Genomic DNA, 16,817 nt, shown 5'->3' on the forward strand with positions numbered 1-16,817 from the left:
TCAGTGCGAGGCCGCGGCGACTTTGGAGGATGCACCTGCATCCGCCAGCGCGGTTTCATAATTGCCAATCAACGCCTCGACCGAGGGGCTGATGATGTCTGTCACAAGCGCGGGATAGACCCCCAACAGCAACGTCATGGCGACAAGCGGCGCAAAGATCGCCTTCTCGCGCCCATTCATGTCTTTGATGGTTTTCAGGCTCTCTTTGATCAGATCGCCAAACACCACCCGACGATAGAGCCACAGCGCATAGGCCGCCGACAGGATCACGCCCGATGTCGCCACCGCCGCCGCCCAGGTGTTGACCTGGAAAATCCCCATCAACACAAGGAATTCACCAATGAACCCCGATGTGCCGGGCAAGCCGACGTTCGCCATGGTGAAGAACATGAAGATCAGCGCATAGGCCGGCATCCGGTTCACCAACCCGCCATAGGCATCAATCTCGCGGGTGTGCATCCGGTCATAGATCACACCAACACAGAGGAACAACGCCCCCGAGATAAACCCGTGGCTCAGCATCTGAAAGATCGCCCCGTCGATGCCCTGCTGGTTGGCCGCGAAAATCCCCATGGTGACATAGCCCATATGCGCAACCGAGGAGTAAGCGATCAGCTTTTTCATATCCTCCTGCACCAGCGCCACAAGCGACGTGTAAACAATCGCAATCGCGCTCATCCAGAACACCAGCGGTGCCAGAAGATCAGAGGCCACCGGAAACATCGGCAGACTAAAGCGCAGGAAGCCATAGCCGCCCATTTTGAGCAGGATCGCCGCCAGCACAACCGACCCTGCGGTCGGCGCCTGAACGTGCGCATCCGGCAGCCAAGTATGCACGGGCCACATCGGCATCTTCACCGCGAAGGAGGCAAAGAACGCCAGCCACAAAAGCGTCTGCATCCCGCCCACGATTTGGAAGCCAAACAGGTTAAAGCTCTCCGAGCCAAACTGATGCGTCAAAAGCTGCACCATATCTGTCGTGCCCGCGTCCGCGAACATGCCCACCATCGCCACCAGCATCAGCACCGATCCGAGGAAGGTATAGAGGAAGAACTTGAAGCTCGCGTAGATCCGCTCTTTGCCGCCCCAGATCCCGATAATCAGGAACATCGGGATAAGTCCGGCCTCAAAGAACAGGTAGAACAGCACCAGATCAAGCGCCATGAACACGCCAAGCATCAGCGTTTCCAGCACGAGGAAGGCAATCATGTATTCCTTCACGCGGCTTTTCACGCCCCAGCTGGCCCAAATGGTCAGCGGCATCATGAATGTGGTCAACATCACAAACAGAACGCTGATCCCATCAACGCCCATTTTGTATTTCATGCCCAACAGCCAGTCGCGCTCTTCGACCATCTGAAAGCCGGTATCGGCCGGATCGAACTGCGCCAGAATGAACAGCGACACGAGAAAGGTCAGCCCCGTCGCCAACAACGCCACCCACTTGGCATTGCTCTGCGCGGCCTCGTCCTCGCCGCGCAAGAACACACCCAAGATCAGCGCGGCAAGCGCCGGGATAAAGGTGACAATGGAAAGAAGATTGTCCATCAGTGGGCTCCCCCGGAAAGAACCATCCACGTGATCAGGACAACAACCCCGATCACCATGGCGAAGGCATAGGTAAAGATATAGCCAGACTGCGCCCGGCCCGCGAGCCGCGTAAACCACGGCACGACGCCCATGGCCACCCCGTTGATCGTCCCGTCAATCACATTGCCATCGCCACGCTTCCAAAAGAAACGGCCAATCGCCTTTGCCGGGCGGATAAAGATAAAGTCGTAAATCTCGTCGAAATACCACTTGTTGAGCAGGAAGAGGTAAAGCGGACGCTGGCTTTCCGCCAGCTTCGCCGGGATCGCCGGATTGACGATATAAAACCAAAAGGCCGTGGCGAACCCAATCAACATCGCAATGAACGGGCTGACCTTGACCCATGTCGGCGCGTGGTGCGCCTCGTCCATGACGTGGTTGTCAGGCGCCATAAAGATCGCCCCTTCCGGTGCCACACCGCCAGCAACCGGCGCATGTCCGGCATCCGCCGTCTGCACAGGTTTTGCATCTCCATGACCCTCCGCAGCCGGAGCAGCAGCACCATGCCCGTCCCCCGCGCCAGCGTCGCCGTGGCCAGCCGCTTCACCATGTCCAGCACCGGCTTCCGCGTGATGCGCCGGAATGCCAAAGAATTTGTTCACCTGGTCATGATCACCAAAGAACGAGCCATACCACAGCATCCCAGAGAACACCGCGCCAAGCGCCAGAACCCCAAGCGGCACCAGCATAACCTTCGGACTTTCATGGGCGTGATCGTGGGTATGTTTGTCGCCCCGCGCCTTGCCATAAAACGTCATGAACATAAGCCGCCAGCTATAGAAACTGGTGAACAAAGCCGCCACAACCAGCGCCCAGAAAGCAAAGCCGCCCTGCGTGCCCGCCCATGCGCTTTCGATCACCGCGTCTTTCGATAGGAACCCGGCAAACCCGAAATGCGTCAACGGAATACCAACCCCGGTGATCGCCAACGTGCCAATCATCATCGCCCAAAAGGTATAGGGGATCTTTTTGCGCAGGTTGCCATAGTTGCGCATGTCCTGCTCGTGGTGCATCGCATGGATCACCGAACCCGCCCCAAGGAACAGCATCGCCTTGAAGAACGCATGGGTAAACAGGTGGAACATTGCCACGCTGTAAACGCCCACACCCGCGGCCACGAACATATAGCCCAGCTGCGAACAGGTCGAATAGGCGATCACGCGCTTGATGTCGTTCTGAACCAACCCCACGGTCGCGGCGAAAAACGCCGTCATCCCGCCGATGTAAACGATGAACATCTTGGCTTCCGGCGCATATTCAAACAACGGCGACATCCGGCAGACAAGGAAAACCCCCGCCGTCACCATGGTCGCCGCGTGGATCAGAGCCGACACAGGCGTCGGGCCTTCCATCGCGTCCGGCAACCACGTGTGCAGGAACAGCTGCGCCGATTTCCCCATCGCCCCGATGAACAACAAGAACGCCAACAGGTTCGCGGCATTCCACTCGGTCCACAGGAACGCGATCTGCGTCTCGGCCAATCCGGGTGCGGCTGCGAAAATGTCGTCCATCTTGATGCTGTCCGTCAGATAGAACAGCCCGAAGATGCCCAGAGCGAAACCGAAATCGCCCACCCGGTTGACCACAAACGCCTTGATCGCGGCGGCATTGGCGCTCGGCTTCTTGTAATAGAACCCGATCAAAAGATAGGACGCCACGCCAACCCCTTCCCAGCCAAAGAACATCTGGACAAGGTTGTCTGCGGTGACCAGCATCAGCATCGCAAAGGTGAAAAAGCTGAGATACGCAAAGAAACGCGCCTTGTAAGGCTCGCTATCGCTCCAGTTCTCGTCATGCGCCATGTAGCCCATGGAATAGAGGTGAACCAGCGCCGATACCGATGTCACAACGATCAACATGATCGCCGTCAAACGGTCCAGCCGGATCCCCCAACTGGTGTCCAGACTCCCCGACTGGATCCAACGCAACACTTCGATATGCTGCGTGGTGCCATCATGGCCCAAAAACACGATCCAGCTCAGCAAGCAGGCAAGGAACAGCACGCCGGTGGTCAACCACTGCGCCGCCACTTCCCCCATCATCCGCCAGCCGAAACCGGCAATGATCGACGCAACCAATGGTGCGAAAAGGATAATCGTTTCCATCGGTTCAGCCTTTCATCACGTTGACGTCTTCAACGTAGATCGTGCCACGGTTACGGAAAAAGACGACAAGGATCGCAAGGCCAATCGCGGCCTCAGCAGCGGCAACCGTTAGCACGAACAGCGTGAACACCTGCCCCACCAGATCGCCTGAGAAACTCGAAAAAGCGACAAGGTTGATGTTTACCGCAAGCAGCATCAATTCGATGCTCATCAACAGGATGATCACGTTCTTCCGGTTCAGGAAAAGCCCGAAAATGCCGATGACAAACAGCACCGCTGCCACCGCAAGATAATGTTCAAGTCCGATCATGTCGTCCCTCGGTTCTCATTAGGGCGCATTGCCCCGTCGTCTGTCTCTGTCGTGTTCCGGGCTTTACCCGGAACCTCATTCTCATCTTTCCGAGCACTTGCCCGGGTCGGTCTTACTTCCACGCGCCGGGAAAGAACTCCCGACAGGCGCATGTTTCTTCGGTCTCACGCAACTTGATGATGCGCACATAATTGTTCTGCCCATAAAGCGCCTTGGCGGCCTTTTCGACATCACTCAATCGAACGCGTTTTTCGCCCTGCACCTTGCTGCGCAGGAACTCGGTCGCGCTCAATTCTTGTACCACCTGAAGCCCGACACCATGCAGCGCAACCATCCGCCCGCTGCGGCAATCCGTGATCCGCATGCCGCTGAAATTGTTCAGCGCGGGAACCGGCCCCGGCGCGCCGCCAACAATGTTACCCTTGTCCAGGTTGCTATAGCGTTCGACGACCAATCCGCTCTTGTAATGCCCGAAATCCTGGGCACCCGAAATGCGCATCCCGCCTTCCACGCCGCCACACGGCGGCAGCGGCGAAAGCGCCTGCACCGGCATCGCAACCGACCCCAGTGCAATGACCGCACCAAGCGTCCCAATCATCCTACGCAGCTTCGCCCGCATCAGGACCCACTCCCCGGATTGAAAGGCACTTTGTTCCCGCGCAGTTCCGGGAAATAGACCTTACAGGTACAGGTCTCGTCCGTGTCCCTGTACCGCTTTGTCGCCACCCCTGCGCGCTTCATCGCACGTTGAAAGCTGTTCAGGCTGATCTTCTCGCCCTGCTCCAACCGTTGCAGCACGCTCATCTGCTTGTCCGTCAGGTCGTATTTGTCGCCACCCTTCGCGCGCGACAGCAAAACAAACTTGCCAGACCGGCAATCAATCAACCGCATAATGGCGTCTGTTTTCCACTTGGCCGCAGGCGTCCCCGCCCCCTCCCAAACATAAGAGGTCAGCACATGGCCATTGGACCAGCCCGCGATTTTCGCCGCATTCATGCCGCCTGAATCGCGCTCGCATGGGGGCGAAATCGACAATGCTGCCGCATTGCCCGCCGCAAGAGCAAACACACCGCTCAAGGCAAAGGATATGATGCTTTTGGCGATCAAAGACCCTGCCCCGGTTTCACGTCCTTGATCTCCATCGCATCCGCCGGATCGCGCCACATCTGGGTCAGAACGTTCTGACGCTTGACGTTGTCACGGTGCCGGATGGTCAAAACAATCGCCCCGATCATCGCCACCAACAGGATCAAACCCGCCAGCTGGAACAACAGGAAGTACTGATCATAAAGCAACAGACCCAAGGCTGCGGTGTTTTGAATATCCGTCGGGGCCACAGCGGCGCGCGCTGCTTCCGCGCTCTCGGCCACGTGCCAATCACCAAAGGCAAGGCCAAGCTGCATCAACAGCACCACACCGATCGCCAGAGCAATCGGCATATACTGCGCCATCCCGGCCTTGAGCTCGGCAAAATCCACGTCCAGCATCATCACAACGAAGAGGAACAGCACCGCCACGGCGCCCACGTAAACGATAACCAGAAGCATCGCCACGAATTCCGCCCCGACCAACACGAACAGCCCCGCCGAAGACAGGAAGGCCAGGATCAGGAACAGCACCGAATGCACCGGGTTCCGGCTCAGAACGGTAAACAGGCCGCCAACAATGGCGGAGATCGCAAACAGGTAAAAGGCCAGGCTTGCTACGGTCATGTGTCGTCACCTTCTATGTCTGCCATCACGTCCTTGGCCAACTCCATGGCCTTGGTCATGGCGGGTATACCTGCGAACATCGACATCTGCGCGATGGTCTCGGCTATTTCTTCTTTCGACGCCCCCGCCTCGATGGCGTGGCGCACGGTCATGCGCAGCGGCGTTTCCGCCTGTGCGCCCTGCATTGTCAACCCGGCCAGCGTCAGCAAAAGGCGGGTCTTCGCATCCAACCCGTCCTTGCTCAACCCCTTGCCAAAGAACATCTCCATAACGTCCTTGGGCATGGTCGGCCACATGGTCTCGAACCCCTTGGGAGAAAAACTCTCCAACGCCGGATTGAACGCCTTCGCCATCTCCTGCGCCTGCGTCATCATCAGCTCGAAAGGGGTTTTCGTGTCAGACATCTCAGCTCTCTCCACCAAGAATTTTCGAAAATTCTTGGCAAAATTCTTCGAAGAATTTTGGCGCGCGTTTCATCGGTACGGGGCATCCAGCTCAAGGTTACGGGCAATCTCGGCTTCCCAACGCTCGCCATTCGCCAACAGCTTGTCCTTGTCGTAAAACAGCTCCTCGCGGGTTTCGGTGGCGAATTCGAAATTCGGCCCCTCGACAATCGCATCCACCGGGCAGGCCTCCTGACAGAAGCCGCAATAGATGCATTTGGTCATGTCGATGTCATAGCGCGTGGTGCGGCGGCTGCCATCGTCACGCGGCTCGGCGTCAATCGTGATCGCCTGCGCCGGGCAGATCGCCTCACAGAGCTTGCACGCAATGCAGCGTTCCTCGCCATTAGGATAGCGGCGCAGCGCGTGCTCACCCCGGAAACGCGGGCTCAGCGGCCCTTTCTCGTGCGGATAGTTCAACGTCGCCTTGGGCGAGACGAAATACTTCAGCCCCAGCCAGAACGCCTTGAGAAAATCCGTCAGCAGGAAATACCCGGCCGCGCGTTTATAGTCGATATTGGCCATGCTCAGCCTCCCACTGCCCAGCGCGCGTAAACGCCCCAGAACCATTCGAATTTTGCGGCAAACGCCACGAATACCACCCAGGCAAGGCTCAGCGGCAGGAACACTTTCCACCCCAGACGCATCAGCTGGTCATAGCGATAGCGCGGCGTGATCGCCTTCACCATCGAGAAGGTGAAGAACACGAGGAACATCTTGCCCAGCATCCACAGGATACCATCGGGCAGCCCCGGAATGGGCGACAGCCAGCCGCCAAAGAACAGCAGCGTGATCATCGCCGTCATCAGCATCATCGCAACCAATTCGCCCATGAAGAACAACACGAACGGGGTCGAGCTATATTCCACCTGATAGCCCGCAACCAATTCGCTTTCCGCTTCCGGAAGGTCAAACGGCGGGCGGTTGGTTTCGGCCAGCGCCGAGATATAAAACAACACCAGCATCGGGAAGTGCGGCAACCAATACCAGCTAAAGAAGCCGTAATCGCCGCTCTGCGCCCCTACGATCGCGCCGAAATTCATCGAGCCGGTGGACAAGATCACCCCGACGATGATCAAGCCAATGCTGACCTCGTAAGAAATCATCTGCGCGGCAGAGCGAAGCGAGCCAAGGAACGGATATTTCGAGTTCGAGGCCCAGCCCCCCATGATCACGCCGTAGACCTCCAAAGAGGACACCGCAAAGACATAGAGGATCGCGACGTTGATGTCCGAAATCACCCATCCATCGTTGAACGGGATCACCGCCCAAGCGATCAGAGCCATCACAACCGAAATCAGCGGTGCAAGAAAGAACACCGCCTTGTCGGCCCCCGCAGGCACAACAATCTCTTTCACCATGTATTTGATGAAATCGGCAAAGCTCTGCGCCAGCCCGAAAATACCCACCACGTTCGGGCCGCGCCGCATCTGCACGGCGGCCCAGATCTTGCGCTCACCATACATGATAAAGGCCAGCGACACCAAAAGCGGCACCGTGACCAGCAAAATCTGCCCGACGATGACAAGCAGGATGCCTAGGTTCGTGTTTTGAAAGAAATCAGCCATCAAGTCCTCACACCATCGGTATTCCGTTTGCCGCACAGTTGGAGGCCACGACTTCTGCGTCGATGGTCTTCAATCCACGTGGCAGGCTGGGCGAAATGGTATACACCGCATCCCCCTGCACCAAGTTCTTGTCCTGCTCTACGCTTGTGCGAACATGCCGCGCAAAGCCATATCCACGGATCAACGCATATTGCGCCGCCGCACATTCTGCATAATCGCTCACATCGTCCGGCCCGGCGCTCGCGCCCATGGCCACAACAAACTGCACCAGATCCCCATCCAGCAGGCGCGTCTCGACCCCGCGATAGTCAAGATCGGCAGGCGCAAGCCGCGTCACGGCCTGCTCCCCTTGCACATTGCAACCCATCACCACCGCGCCCAGCGCGAGGGGGATATGCGGCGCGTGATGCTCACTCTGCCGCCATCTTCACGCCAGAGCGCGCCTTGGCCGAAGCAGCAAGCTCCGCCATGACTTCGCTCGCCCGTGCAATCGGGTTGCTCAGGTAAAAGTCAGCCAAGGCATTGCGGAAGGTCGCACCGGCCTTGCCCAGCTTGCCGGGTTTGATCGGCTGCCATTCGTTCTCGGCCACTTGGTCAACCTTACCCAGATGCGGTGCAACGGTGACAAGGCTCTGACGCAACTGCGCAAGGCTGTCCCAAGGCAGCGCCTCACCTGTCTCCGCGCTCAGCGCGCGCAGGATGGCCCAGTTTTCCTTGGCCTCGCCCGGCGCAAACCCGGCGCGTAGCGCCAGCTGCGGACGTCCTTCGGTGTTCACGAACAAGCCCTGCTCTTCGGTATAGGCGGCCCCCGGCAGGATCACATCGGCGCGATGCGCGCCGCGATCCCCGTGCGAACCTTGATAGATCACAAAGGCCCCCGCCTCGATCTCGATCTCGTCGGCGCCAAGGTTGTAAATCACATCCGCACCCTCGGTCGCGGCTTTCATGCCACCCTCGGTCACGGCCCCCACATCCATCGCGCCCACGCGCGCCGCGGCGCTGTGCAGGATCAACAACTTCGAGTTGGTATCCTCGGCCAGCTTCATCGCCGCCGCCAGAACCGCCTCGCCGTCGGCTTCGCGGATGGCACCCTGCCCCACGATCACCACGCTTGGTGCATCCTTGACCGCGCCGTATTCCTTGCCGGTGATGCTGTCCAGCGCGGCACGATCCGTGCCGACATGCGCATAGCTATAAGTCAAATCAACGGCTTCACCAACCAGCCCCACGTCGGCCCCATTAGCCCAAGCCTTGCGGATACGCGCGTTCAGCACCGGCGCCTCGTCGCGTGGATTGGTGCCGATCAGCTGAATGAACTTCGCACCGTCAATGTCTTCGATGCTGGCCGTGCCCACATACCCCGACCGGTTCCCGGCGGGCAGCTTTGCACCATCCGTGCGGCACTCAACATTGCCGCCCAAACCTTCGACCAGCGATTTCAGCGAATAGGCCGCCTCAACCGACACCAGATCGCCAACCAAACCGGCCAGCTTGCTCGCGCCCTTCATCTTCTCGGCCGCAACGCCCAACGCCTCGCTCCAGCTTGCTTTGCGCAGCTTGCCGCCGTCGCGAATGTATGGCGTGTCCAGCCGCTGACGGCGCAAACCGTCCCAGATGAACCGCGTCTTGTCGGAAATCCATTCCTCGTTCACGCCGTCATGGTTACGCGGCAGGATGCGCATCACTTCGCGCCCCTTGGTATCCACCCGGATGTTCGAGCCCAAAGCATCCATCACGTCAATGCTCTCGGTCTTGGTCAATTCCCACGGACGGGCCGTAAACGCATAAGGTTTGCTGGTCAGCGCGCCAACCGGGCACAGATCAATGATGTTGCCCTGCAGGTTCGAATCCAGCGTCTGGTTGAGGTACGAGGTGATCTCGGCATCCTCGCCCCGCCCAGTCTGGCCCATCTGGGTGATCCCGGCCACTTCGGTGGTGAAGCGCACACATCGCGTGCAGGAAATACAGCGCGTCATGCAGGTGCCAACCAGCGGCCCAAGATCAAGATCATCGACCGCACGCTTCGGCTCATTGAACCGCGAATGCGCGCCGCCATAGGCCATCGCCTGATCCTGCAAGTCGCATTCGCCGCCCTGATCACAGATCGGGCAATCCAGCGGGTGGTTGATAAGCAGGAACTCCATCACCCCTTCACGCGCCTTCTTCACCATCGGTGAATTGGTCTTCACGACCGGCGGCTGCCCTTCCGGGCCGGGGCGCAAATCTTTGACCTGCATAGCGCAGGAGGCCGTCGGCTTGGGCGGCCCCCCGACAACTTCCACAAGACACATCCGGCAGTTACCGGCGATCGAAAGACGTTCGTGGTAGCAGAACCTCGGCACTTCGATCCCGGCCTCTTCACAAGCCTGGATCAGAGTCATGGCACCGTCTACCTCGACCTCCTTGTCATCAATGATGATCTTGCGTGCGTCGCTCATCTCATCTCACTTTGCTTTCAACAGGGCTCCGATCTGGCTGCCCTTAGCAATCTCGGCATGGCCGAACTTGCATAGGTCAGACGGATCTTTCGGGTTAAACCCCTTGGATTTCACTAGTTTTTCACCACGCGCCCGGATACGCGCTTTTTCTTTTTCACTCTTGCGATAGGCGTTGATCTCATCGTCGGAATAGCCAAGCGAATTGGCTTTCTTCTTCAGCGAGAACAGGAAGTTCAGCCCCTTAACCTTGCGGGCATTGATCGTGCCGCACTTCTTGCTGACCTCCAGCGCCAAAGCAACCGTCAACATGCTGTCGTCAATCGCCTTCACATTGCGCAGCGGGGTTTTCGCATCGACCACGCTCACGCTGGCAAAGCTCAGGCCAAGGCCCAAAATCAGGGTGTTCACAAAACGCATGGGTTTCACTCCTCTCATGCAGCATTCAAGGCGGCTCAAACCGCCCCCATTGCTGCGAGAGATGGGTGCCCACGCGCCTGATATGCAATAACAGGACGCATCACCGCCTGTTCTGGCGGCTTTCTGCCCATTCGGGCCGGGATATGCGACCTGCGTCACCATCCTTGACAGCGCCCCCTCAGAGTCAGCTTGTCATCGGCAATCCGCGTCGCGATGTTGTCGTCATCCGGGCCAAGACCGGCGGCCCAGTCAATGTCCGACTTGCCGTAGTTCTTGATGCAATACCCATTGGCCTCATGGCGCCCGGCCTCGCGCGCGCCTTCCGCACTCTGGCTGGCACGCGACACGGTTACGATAAACTCATGTCGGTCGTCCTCGACCTTCTGCGCTTTCGCGCGGAACTGATGGCCGTCAAAGAACAAGCCTTTCTTAGGCTTGAGCCGGTCCACCGCCCCACAAGACGCAAGCAGCATCGCCGCCGCGCCAAGCCCTATGATCAACTTGCCCCGCACGTCCATCACTCCGCCGCCATCGCGCCCATACGGCCCGTTTTCTGCGCTTTGATCCGGTCTTCAATCTCCTCGCGGAAATTCTTGATCAACCCCTGGATCGGCCAGGCCGCCGCATCGCCCAACGCGCAAATCGTGTGGCCCTCGACCTGCTTGGTCACATCAAACAGCATGTCGATCTCTTCGATCTCGGCCTCGCCGCGCACCAGCCGGTCCATGACCCGCATCATCCAACCCGTGCCCTCGCGACAAGGCGTGCACTGTCCACAGCTTTCGTGCTTGTAAAACTTGGACAGCCGCCAGATCGCCTTGATGATGTCGGTCTGCTTGTCCATCACGATCACAGCAGCAGTCCCAAGGCTCGAGCCAACTTCGCGCAGCGCGTCGAAATCCATCACCGCATCGCGCATGTTCTCACCGCGCACACATGGCACCGAAGAGCCGCCGGGGATCACCGCCAACAGGTTGTCCCAACCGCCGCGAATACCGCCGCAATGCTTTTCGATCAGCTCTTCAAAGCTGATCGACATGGCATCTTCGACCACGCATGGGTTGTTCACATGGCCCGAAATCCCGAAAATCTTGGTGCCGGCGTTGTTGGGCCGACCGAAACCGGCAAACCACTCCGCGCCCCGGCGCAGGATCGTTGGCACAACGGCAATCGACTCCACATTGTTCACCGTAGTCGGACAGCCATAAAGCCCCGCGCCCGCCGGGAACGGCGGCTTCATCCGCGGCATCCCCTTCTTGCCCTCAAGGCTTTCCAACAGCGCGGTTTCCTCACCGCAAATATAGGCCCCGGCCCCGTGATGCAGATAAAGATCAAAGTCCCAACCCGACCCGGCGGCATTCGGCCCCAAAAGACCGTTGTCATACGCCTCGTCAATCGCGTTCTGAAGCGCCTCTTTCTCGCGGATATATTCGCCGCGAATATAGATGTAACAGGCATGCGCCTGCATCGCGAAGCTGGCGATCAAACAACCTTCGATCAACGTATGCGGATCGTGGCGCATGATCTCGCGGTCTTTACAGGTGCCCGGCTCGGATTCATCCGCGTTCACAACCAGATACGCCGGCCGACCGTCGCTCTCTTTCGGCATGAACGACCACTTCAAACCGGTCGGAAAGCCCGCCCCGCCGCGCCCGCGCAAGCCGCTGGCCTTCATCTCGTCGATGATCCAGTCACGGCCCTTTTGAATAAGGTTCGCCGTGCCGTCCCAATGGCCGCGCGCCTTGGCACCGGCAAGGGTGCGCTCGTGCATACCATAAAGGTTGGTAAAGATCCGGTCCTGGTCTTTCAGCATACCCGTCTCATCCTTCGTCTCGCTGGCGAGCCCGCCAGATTTGCCAAACAAGCGCGACCGCCCAGATAAACCCGGCCCCCGCGATCATTGTCGGCAAAGCGCGCAATCGCGTGCTCCACCCCATTTGTGCTCCGATAAGCTCCGCCAAGATCCAGAACACCGCCGCGCCCGCAATCAACAGCGCCGCCAAGCGCTGCTTGCGTGCCAACCGTGCTTCTGTGTCCGCGTTCATTCATCGGTCCTCAGTAAACTCCGCCCTTGCCCACACGGGTCGAAAACTCGGTCTCGCCCCCCGCGGCCAGGATCTTTGCCTGCTCAATCCAGTTGTCGCGCGTCACCCGGCCCTTGAACCCTTTCAGGTTGGCATTGACCCAAGCAATCTCGTCTGCGCTCCACCCGGCAATCTGGTCAAAGTGATAGAAGCCAAGCTCGTTACACATGATCTCAAGCTTTGGGCCGATCCCTTTGATTTCCTTCAGGTTATCGGCTTTGCCATCGCGCGGCCCGCTGAGCGCTTCGGGGCGTGTGCCCTCATTCGCGCCTTCCAAGACACCGTCCCCGTCGTAATCCGGCGTCGCCGCTACGGGCTCCGCAGTCGCAACAGGCGCGGCCACCGGTTCAGGTTCGGGCGCAGGTTCGGGCTCGACCACAGGCTCGACCACGGGCTCAGGCTCAACAACAGGCTCCGCCTTTGCCTCCGCCGCAACCGGCGTGGGCGTTGCAACGGCGTCATCTATTGCCGCCGCGGTCGCATTCTCTGCCGTCACCGCATCAATCTCGGCCTGCATCCCGGCCACGGCCTCGCCCTGATCGGCACTGCTGCCACAGACAAGGTTGTCCAACACAAGCGCCACGAACGCCGCAACCGCCAAGCCAACCAGAAGCGCGGGGAACCAGGTCACCGATTCGACGGAAAGCCAATAGGCAACCACACCCGCCACCAGCCCAATCAGCCAGCAAACGATATTGCACAAACTTACCTTTGCCTTGTCAGACATCCGTCACCCCCAAAAACAGGCTCATATGATGCGTTGCACCGCTCATATCAGCGTTACTTACCCTTCTTCTTCGAACGGGTCGAAAACTCGGTCTCGCCCCCCGCGGCCAGCGTCTTGGCCTGTTCCATCCAATTGTCGCGCGCGATCCGGCCTTTGAACCGCAACCGCGAGTCAACCCAGGCAATCTCGCCCTCGCCCCACTTAGCAATCTGATCGAAATGCCAAAACCCAAGCTCATTGAGCGTCTGTTCCAGCTTCGGACCAACGCCGCTGATCAGCTTGAGATCATCGGCACCGCCTTCACGCGCCGCGCTCAATGTTTCGGGCTTGGCCTCTTGCGCCGGTGCTGCGGTTGCCGCCCCTGTCGCTGCAGGCTTCGCTGCGGGTTTGCCTTTCGACGTGGCACGCGCCTCTTGCTTGGTCACGCCCGTGTCGTCTGCCGTCGCCTTGGCTGCGGGTTTGGGCTCTTCAACCTCCGCTTTCGCGGCTTTCGCCTTGGCGGCTGGTTTTGCCTTGGTCGTTTTGGCGGCTGGCTTCGCCTTCACCGGCTTGCCACCACGCTCTTTCGCGTCCAGCCATGGCGTGCGGATCGGCACTTCGGTGCCGTCGATCCGCTTCACCGTCTCGCCAATATCCACCGCCAATTGCACGCTGGCGTTATACTGCGTCTTGCCGCTGTCATACTCGGTCAGCGTGGTCAGCCCGCTCAGCGGTTCACTGGCATAGCGGCCATTCTGCGGGCCTGGCGTGGGCACTTTACCCTCGGCCAGCTCGTCAATCAGCTCACCCATGCGCTCGGCGCTCAGGTTCTCGTAATAATCCTTGCCGATCTGTGCCATCGGCGCATTGGTGCACGCGCCCAGACACTCGACCTCTTCCCAAGAAAATTTGCCATCCTCAGAAAGCTCATGCGGCTTCGCGGCCACCTTCTCTTTCAGCACACCGATCAAATCCTCGGCGCCGCAAATCATACAGGACGTCGTGCCGCAAATCTGGAAATGCGCAACCGTGCCAACCGGTTGCAGTTGGAACATAAAGTAGAAAGACGCCACTTCCAGCGCCCGGATATAGGCCATTCCCAACATATCCGCGACATATTCAATGGCAGGCTTCGAAAGCCAGCCCTCCTGCTCCTGCGCCCGCCACAACAGCGGAATGATCGCGCTGGCCTGACGGCCTTCGGGGTATTTGCTGATCTGCCCCTCCGCCCACGTCTTGTTCGCGGGCGTAAACGCAAAACTTTCGGGTTGTTCGATATGAAGACGCCGCAGCATCAGGCACAGCCCCCCGTCATCAGCTTCACACCCTTGTCACCGTCCAGCTTCACAGCGGTGCCACGGGCAATGTGATATTCCGTCAACTGGATCGCCTGCTCACGGGTCAAACCGGCTTGCAATTCCACGGGCTGATAATCGCTCTCATCGCGCATCACACAGCCGATCGACTGCACCGCAGTGACATAATCCGCCCGCATCTCTGGCGTGATCCCCTTCGGCGGAACGGCGAGACAACCCGCAAGGGCCGAAGAGCAAAGCGCAAAACATACAAATTTCTTCACCGGTCAATCTCCCCAAACACAACATCAAGTGATCCGATAATCGCGGCCACATCGGCCAGCTGATGCCCGGTCGTAATGTGATCCATCGACTGCAAATGCAAATAGCCCGGCGCGCGGATCTTGGCGCGATACGGCTTGTTGCTGCCATCCGCCACAAGGTAAACACCAAATTCACCCTTGGGCGCTTCCACAGCGGCATAAACCTCGCCCTCAGGCACGTGGAACCCTTCGGTATAGAGCTTGAAGTGGTGGATCAGCGCCTCCATCGAGGTCTTCATCTCACCACGCTTCGGCGGGGTCAGCTTGCCACGCGCCATCACGTCGCCCTGCCCTTCCGGCTCACGCAGCTTGGCAATCGCCTGCAACATGATGTGGGCCGATTGGCGCATCTCTTCCATCCGCATCAGGTAACGGTCATAGCAGTCGCCGTTCTTGCCGACAGGGATCTGAAACTCGAACTCGTCATAGCATTCATACGGCTGGGCGCGGCGCAAATCCCACGCCATCCCGACCGAACGCGCCATCACACCCGAATACCCATATTCCAGAACGGTCTGCTCATCGACCACGCCGATATCGACGTTGCGCATCTTAAAGATGCGGTTCTCGGTCAACAGCGTGTTGATGTCCTTCATGAATTTCGGGAAATCGACGCTGGCCCATTCCTCGATATCATCCAAAAGCTCGGGCGGCAGGTCCTGATGCACACCACCGGGCCGGAAATAGGCCGCGTGCAACCGCGCACCGCAAGCCCGCTCATAGAACACCATCAGCTTTTCGCGCTCTTCAAAGCCCCACAGCGGCGGGGTCAGCGCGCCCACGTCCATCGCCTGTGTGGTCACGTTCAAGAGGTGGTTCAAAATTCGGCCGATCTCGGAATACAAGACCCGGATCAGGCTGGCGCGGCGTGGCACAACCACCCCGGTCAGCTTCTCGATCGCCAAACACCAGGCATGTTCCTGGTTCATCGTGCCGACATAATCCAGCCGGTCGAAATACGGCAGACATTGCAAATATGTCCGGCTTTCCATCAGCTTCTCGGTGCCGCGATGAAGCAGGCCGATATGCGGGTCACACCGCTCGACAATCTCACCGTCCAGCTCAAGAACAAGCCGCAAAACCCCGTGCGCCGCAGGGTGCTGCGGGCCGAAGTTGATATTGAAATTGCGGATCTTCTGCTCGCCGGTCAGCGTGTCATCAAACCCTTTGGAGCCGTCCATCATTTGTCTGCCCCTTCACCTTTCTCGTCCCCCGGAAGGATGTATTCGGCACCCTCCCATGGCGACATGAAATCAAACTGTCGATATTCCTGAACCAGCGTAACCGGCTCATAAACCACCCGCTTTTGCGCTTCGTCGTAACGCACTTCGGTATAGCCCGTGGTCGGAAAGTCCTTGCGCAGCGGATGGCCGCGAAAGCCATAGTCGGTCAGAATCCGGCGCAAATCCGGGTGGCCGGTGAAAATGATACCGAACATGTCGAACACTTCGCGCTCAAACCAATTGGCGCTCGGATGCACGTCGATGATCGACGGCACCATCTCCTCTTCGCGAATGCTCACCCGAAGGCGGATGCGCTGGTTCTGATACATGCTGAGGAAGTGGTAAACCACGTCGTAACGCTTGGCCCGCTCCGGGTAATCCACCGCCGTCACATCGACCAGCGTCGAGAACTTGCAATTCCCGTCCGATTTCAGGAACTCAACCAGCCCGACAATATTGGACGGCGTCACATCGACGTTCAACTCGCCATAGGCCACGTCCCAGCCCAACACGCAATCGGGCCGCTTGGCCTCGATCAATGCGCCCAACTCGGTGAGTGCTTCACTCATGGTTTTGCCCTTTCCCGCGCCCGTCCCGGCGCAG

The 16,817-nt window shown here is 59.0% G+C and carries 20 protein-coding genes; all 20 read right to left on the minus strand.

From position 1 onward, the window contains the following. The 20 genes from N4R57_12970 to N4R57_13065 all read right to left on the minus strand — a co-directional run bounded on the left by N4R57_12970 (position 1) and on the right by N4R57_13065 (position 16,783). On the minus strand, positions 1-1,548 hold the full coding sequence (locus N4R57_12970; GenBank protein ID UYV35957.1) for an NADH-quinone oxidoreductase subunit M: 1,548 nt from the start codon (positions 1,546-1,548) through the stop codon (positions 1-3). Beyond that, positions 1,548-3,695, minus strand: coding sequence for an NADH-quinone oxidoreductase subunit L (nuoL, locus tag N4R57_12975; protein UYV35958.1), 2,148 nt, complete (start codon positions 3,693-3,695; stop codon positions 1,548-1,550). The genes N4R57_12970 and nuoL overlap by 1 nt, the downstream gene beginning before the upstream one ends. 4 nt (positions 3,696-3,699) lie before the next feature. Continuing rightward, on the minus strand, positions 3,700-4,005 hold the full coding sequence (gene nuoK, locus N4R57_12980; GenBank protein ID UYV35959.1) for an NADH-quinone oxidoreductase subunit NuoK: 306 nt from the start codon (positions 4,003-4,005) through the stop codon (positions 3,700-3,702). 112 nt (positions 4,006-4,117) lie between these two features. Further along, on the minus strand, positions 4,118-4,624 hold the full coding sequence (locus N4R57_12985) for a hypothetical protein (GenBank protein ID UYV35960.1): 507 nt from the start codon (positions 4,622-4,624) through the stop codon (positions 4,118-4,120). Continuing rightward, on the minus strand, positions 4,624-5,112 hold the full coding sequence (locus tag N4R57_12990; GenBank protein UYV35961.1) for a hypothetical protein: 489 nt from the start codon (positions 5,110-5,112) through the stop codon (positions 4,624-4,626). The genes N4R57_12985 and N4R57_12990 overlap by 1 nt, the downstream gene beginning before the upstream one ends. Then, entirely contained in the window at positions 5,109-5,717 is a 609-nt protein-coding gene (locus tag N4R57_12995) for an NADH-quinone oxidoreductase subunit J (GenBank protein ID UYV35962.1), read from the minus strand. The genes N4R57_12990 and N4R57_12995 overlap by 4 nt, the downstream gene beginning before the upstream one ends. Next, a complete protein-coding gene (locus N4R57_13000) occupies positions 5,714-6,121 on the minus strand; it encodes a carboxymuconolactone decarboxylase family protein (GenBank protein UYV35963.1) in 408 nt (135 codons plus the stop codon). The genes N4R57_12995 and N4R57_13000 overlap by 4 nt, the downstream gene beginning before the upstream one ends. A 69-nt stretch (positions 6,122-6,190) precedes the next feature. After that, positions 6,191-6,685, minus strand: a complete 495-nt coding sequence (nuoI, locus tag N4R57_13005; protein ID UYV35964.1) for an NADH-quinone oxidoreductase subunit NuoI — start codon at positions 6,683-6,685, stop codon at positions 6,191-6,193. A 2-nt stretch (positions 6,686-6,687) separates the two neighbouring features. Beyond that, the gene (gene nuoH, locus N4R57_13010) at positions 6,688-7,728 is read right to left on the minus strand and encodes an NADH-quinone oxidoreductase subunit NuoH (protein UYV35965.1); all 1,041 of its coding nucleotides are present in this window, start codon (positions 7,726-7,728) and stop codon (positions 6,688-6,690) included. Positions 7,729-7,735: 7 nt separating this feature from the next. Then, the gene (locus N4R57_13015; protein ID UYV35966.1) at positions 7,736-8,095 is read right to left on the minus strand and encodes a hypothetical protein; all 360 of its coding nucleotides are present in this window, start codon (positions 8,093-8,095) and stop codon (positions 7,736-7,738) included. 43 nt (positions 8,096-8,138) lie between these two features. Beyond that, positions 8,139-10,166: an NADH-quinone oxidoreductase subunit NuoG gene (gene nuoG, locus N4R57_13020; protein ID UYV35967.1), complete on the minus strand. Its 2,028-nt coding sequence runs from the start codon at positions 10,164-10,166 to the stop codon at positions 8,139-8,141. A 6-nt stretch (positions 10,167-10,172) separates the two neighbouring features. Then, positions 10,173-10,583, minus strand: a complete 411-nt coding sequence (locus N4R57_13025) for a DUF5333 domain-containing protein (protein UYV35968.1) — start codon at positions 10,581-10,583, stop codon at positions 10,173-10,175. A gap of 155 nt (positions 10,584-10,738) precedes the next feature. Further along, the gene (locus N4R57_13030; GenBank protein ID UYV35969.1) at positions 10,739-11,101 is read right to left on the minus strand and encodes a hypothetical protein; all 363 of its coding nucleotides are present in this window, start codon (positions 11,099-11,101) and stop codon (positions 10,739-10,741) included. Further along, positions 11,101-12,396: an NADH-quinone oxidoreductase subunit NuoF gene (nuoF, locus tag N4R57_13035; protein UYV35970.1), complete on the minus strand. Its 1,296-nt coding sequence runs from the start codon at positions 12,394-12,396 to the stop codon at positions 11,101-11,103. The genes N4R57_13030 and nuoF overlap by 1 nt, the downstream gene beginning before the upstream one ends. A gap of 7 nt (positions 12,397-12,403) precedes the next feature. Then, positions 12,404-12,628 carry a DUF5337 domain-containing protein gene (locus N4R57_13040; GenBank protein ID UYV35971.1) on the minus strand — a complete coding sequence of 75 codons (225 nt, stop codon included), beginning with the start codon at positions 12,626-12,628 and terminating at the stop codon, positions 12,404-12,406. A gap of 10 nt (positions 12,629-12,638) precedes the next feature. Beyond that, positions 12,639-13,394: an NADH:ubiquinone oxidoreductase gene (locus N4R57_13045; GenBank protein ID UYV35972.1), complete on the minus strand. Its 756-nt coding sequence runs from the start codon at positions 13,392-13,394 to the stop codon at positions 12,639-12,641. A gap of 53 nt (positions 13,395-13,447) precedes the next feature. Continuing rightward, entirely contained in the window at positions 13,448-14,668 is a 1,221-nt protein-coding gene (locus tag N4R57_13050) for an NADH-quinone oxidoreductase subunit E (GenBank protein ID UYV35973.1), read from the minus strand. Further along, complete coding sequence (locus N4R57_13055; protein ID UYV35974.1) at positions 14,668-14,952, minus strand: hypothetical protein; 285 nt, start codon at positions 14,950-14,952, stop codon at positions 14,668-14,670. Before N4R57_13055 ends, N4R57_13050 begins: the two co-directional genes overlap by 1 nt. Then, positions 14,949-16,172, minus strand: a complete 1,224-nt coding sequence (locus tag N4R57_13060) for an NADH-quinone oxidoreductase subunit D (GenBank protein ID UYV39576.1) — start codon at positions 16,170-16,172, stop codon at positions 14,949-14,951. Before N4R57_13060 ends, N4R57_13055 begins: the two co-directional genes overlap by 4 nt. Then, complete coding sequence (locus N4R57_13065; GenBank protein UYV35975.1) at positions 16,172-16,783, minus strand: NADH-quinone oxidoreductase subunit C; 612 nt, start codon at positions 16,781-16,783, stop codon at positions 16,172-16,174. Before N4R57_13065 ends, N4R57_13060 begins: the two co-directional genes overlap by 1 nt. Between the last annotated feature and the right edge of the window lie 34 nt (positions 16,784-16,817).

The organism is Rhodobacteraceae bacterium D3-12 (genome assembly GCA_025916135.1).
GTDB lineage: Bacteria > Pseudomonadota > Alphaproteobacteria > Rhodobacterales > Rhodobacteraceae > JAKGBX01.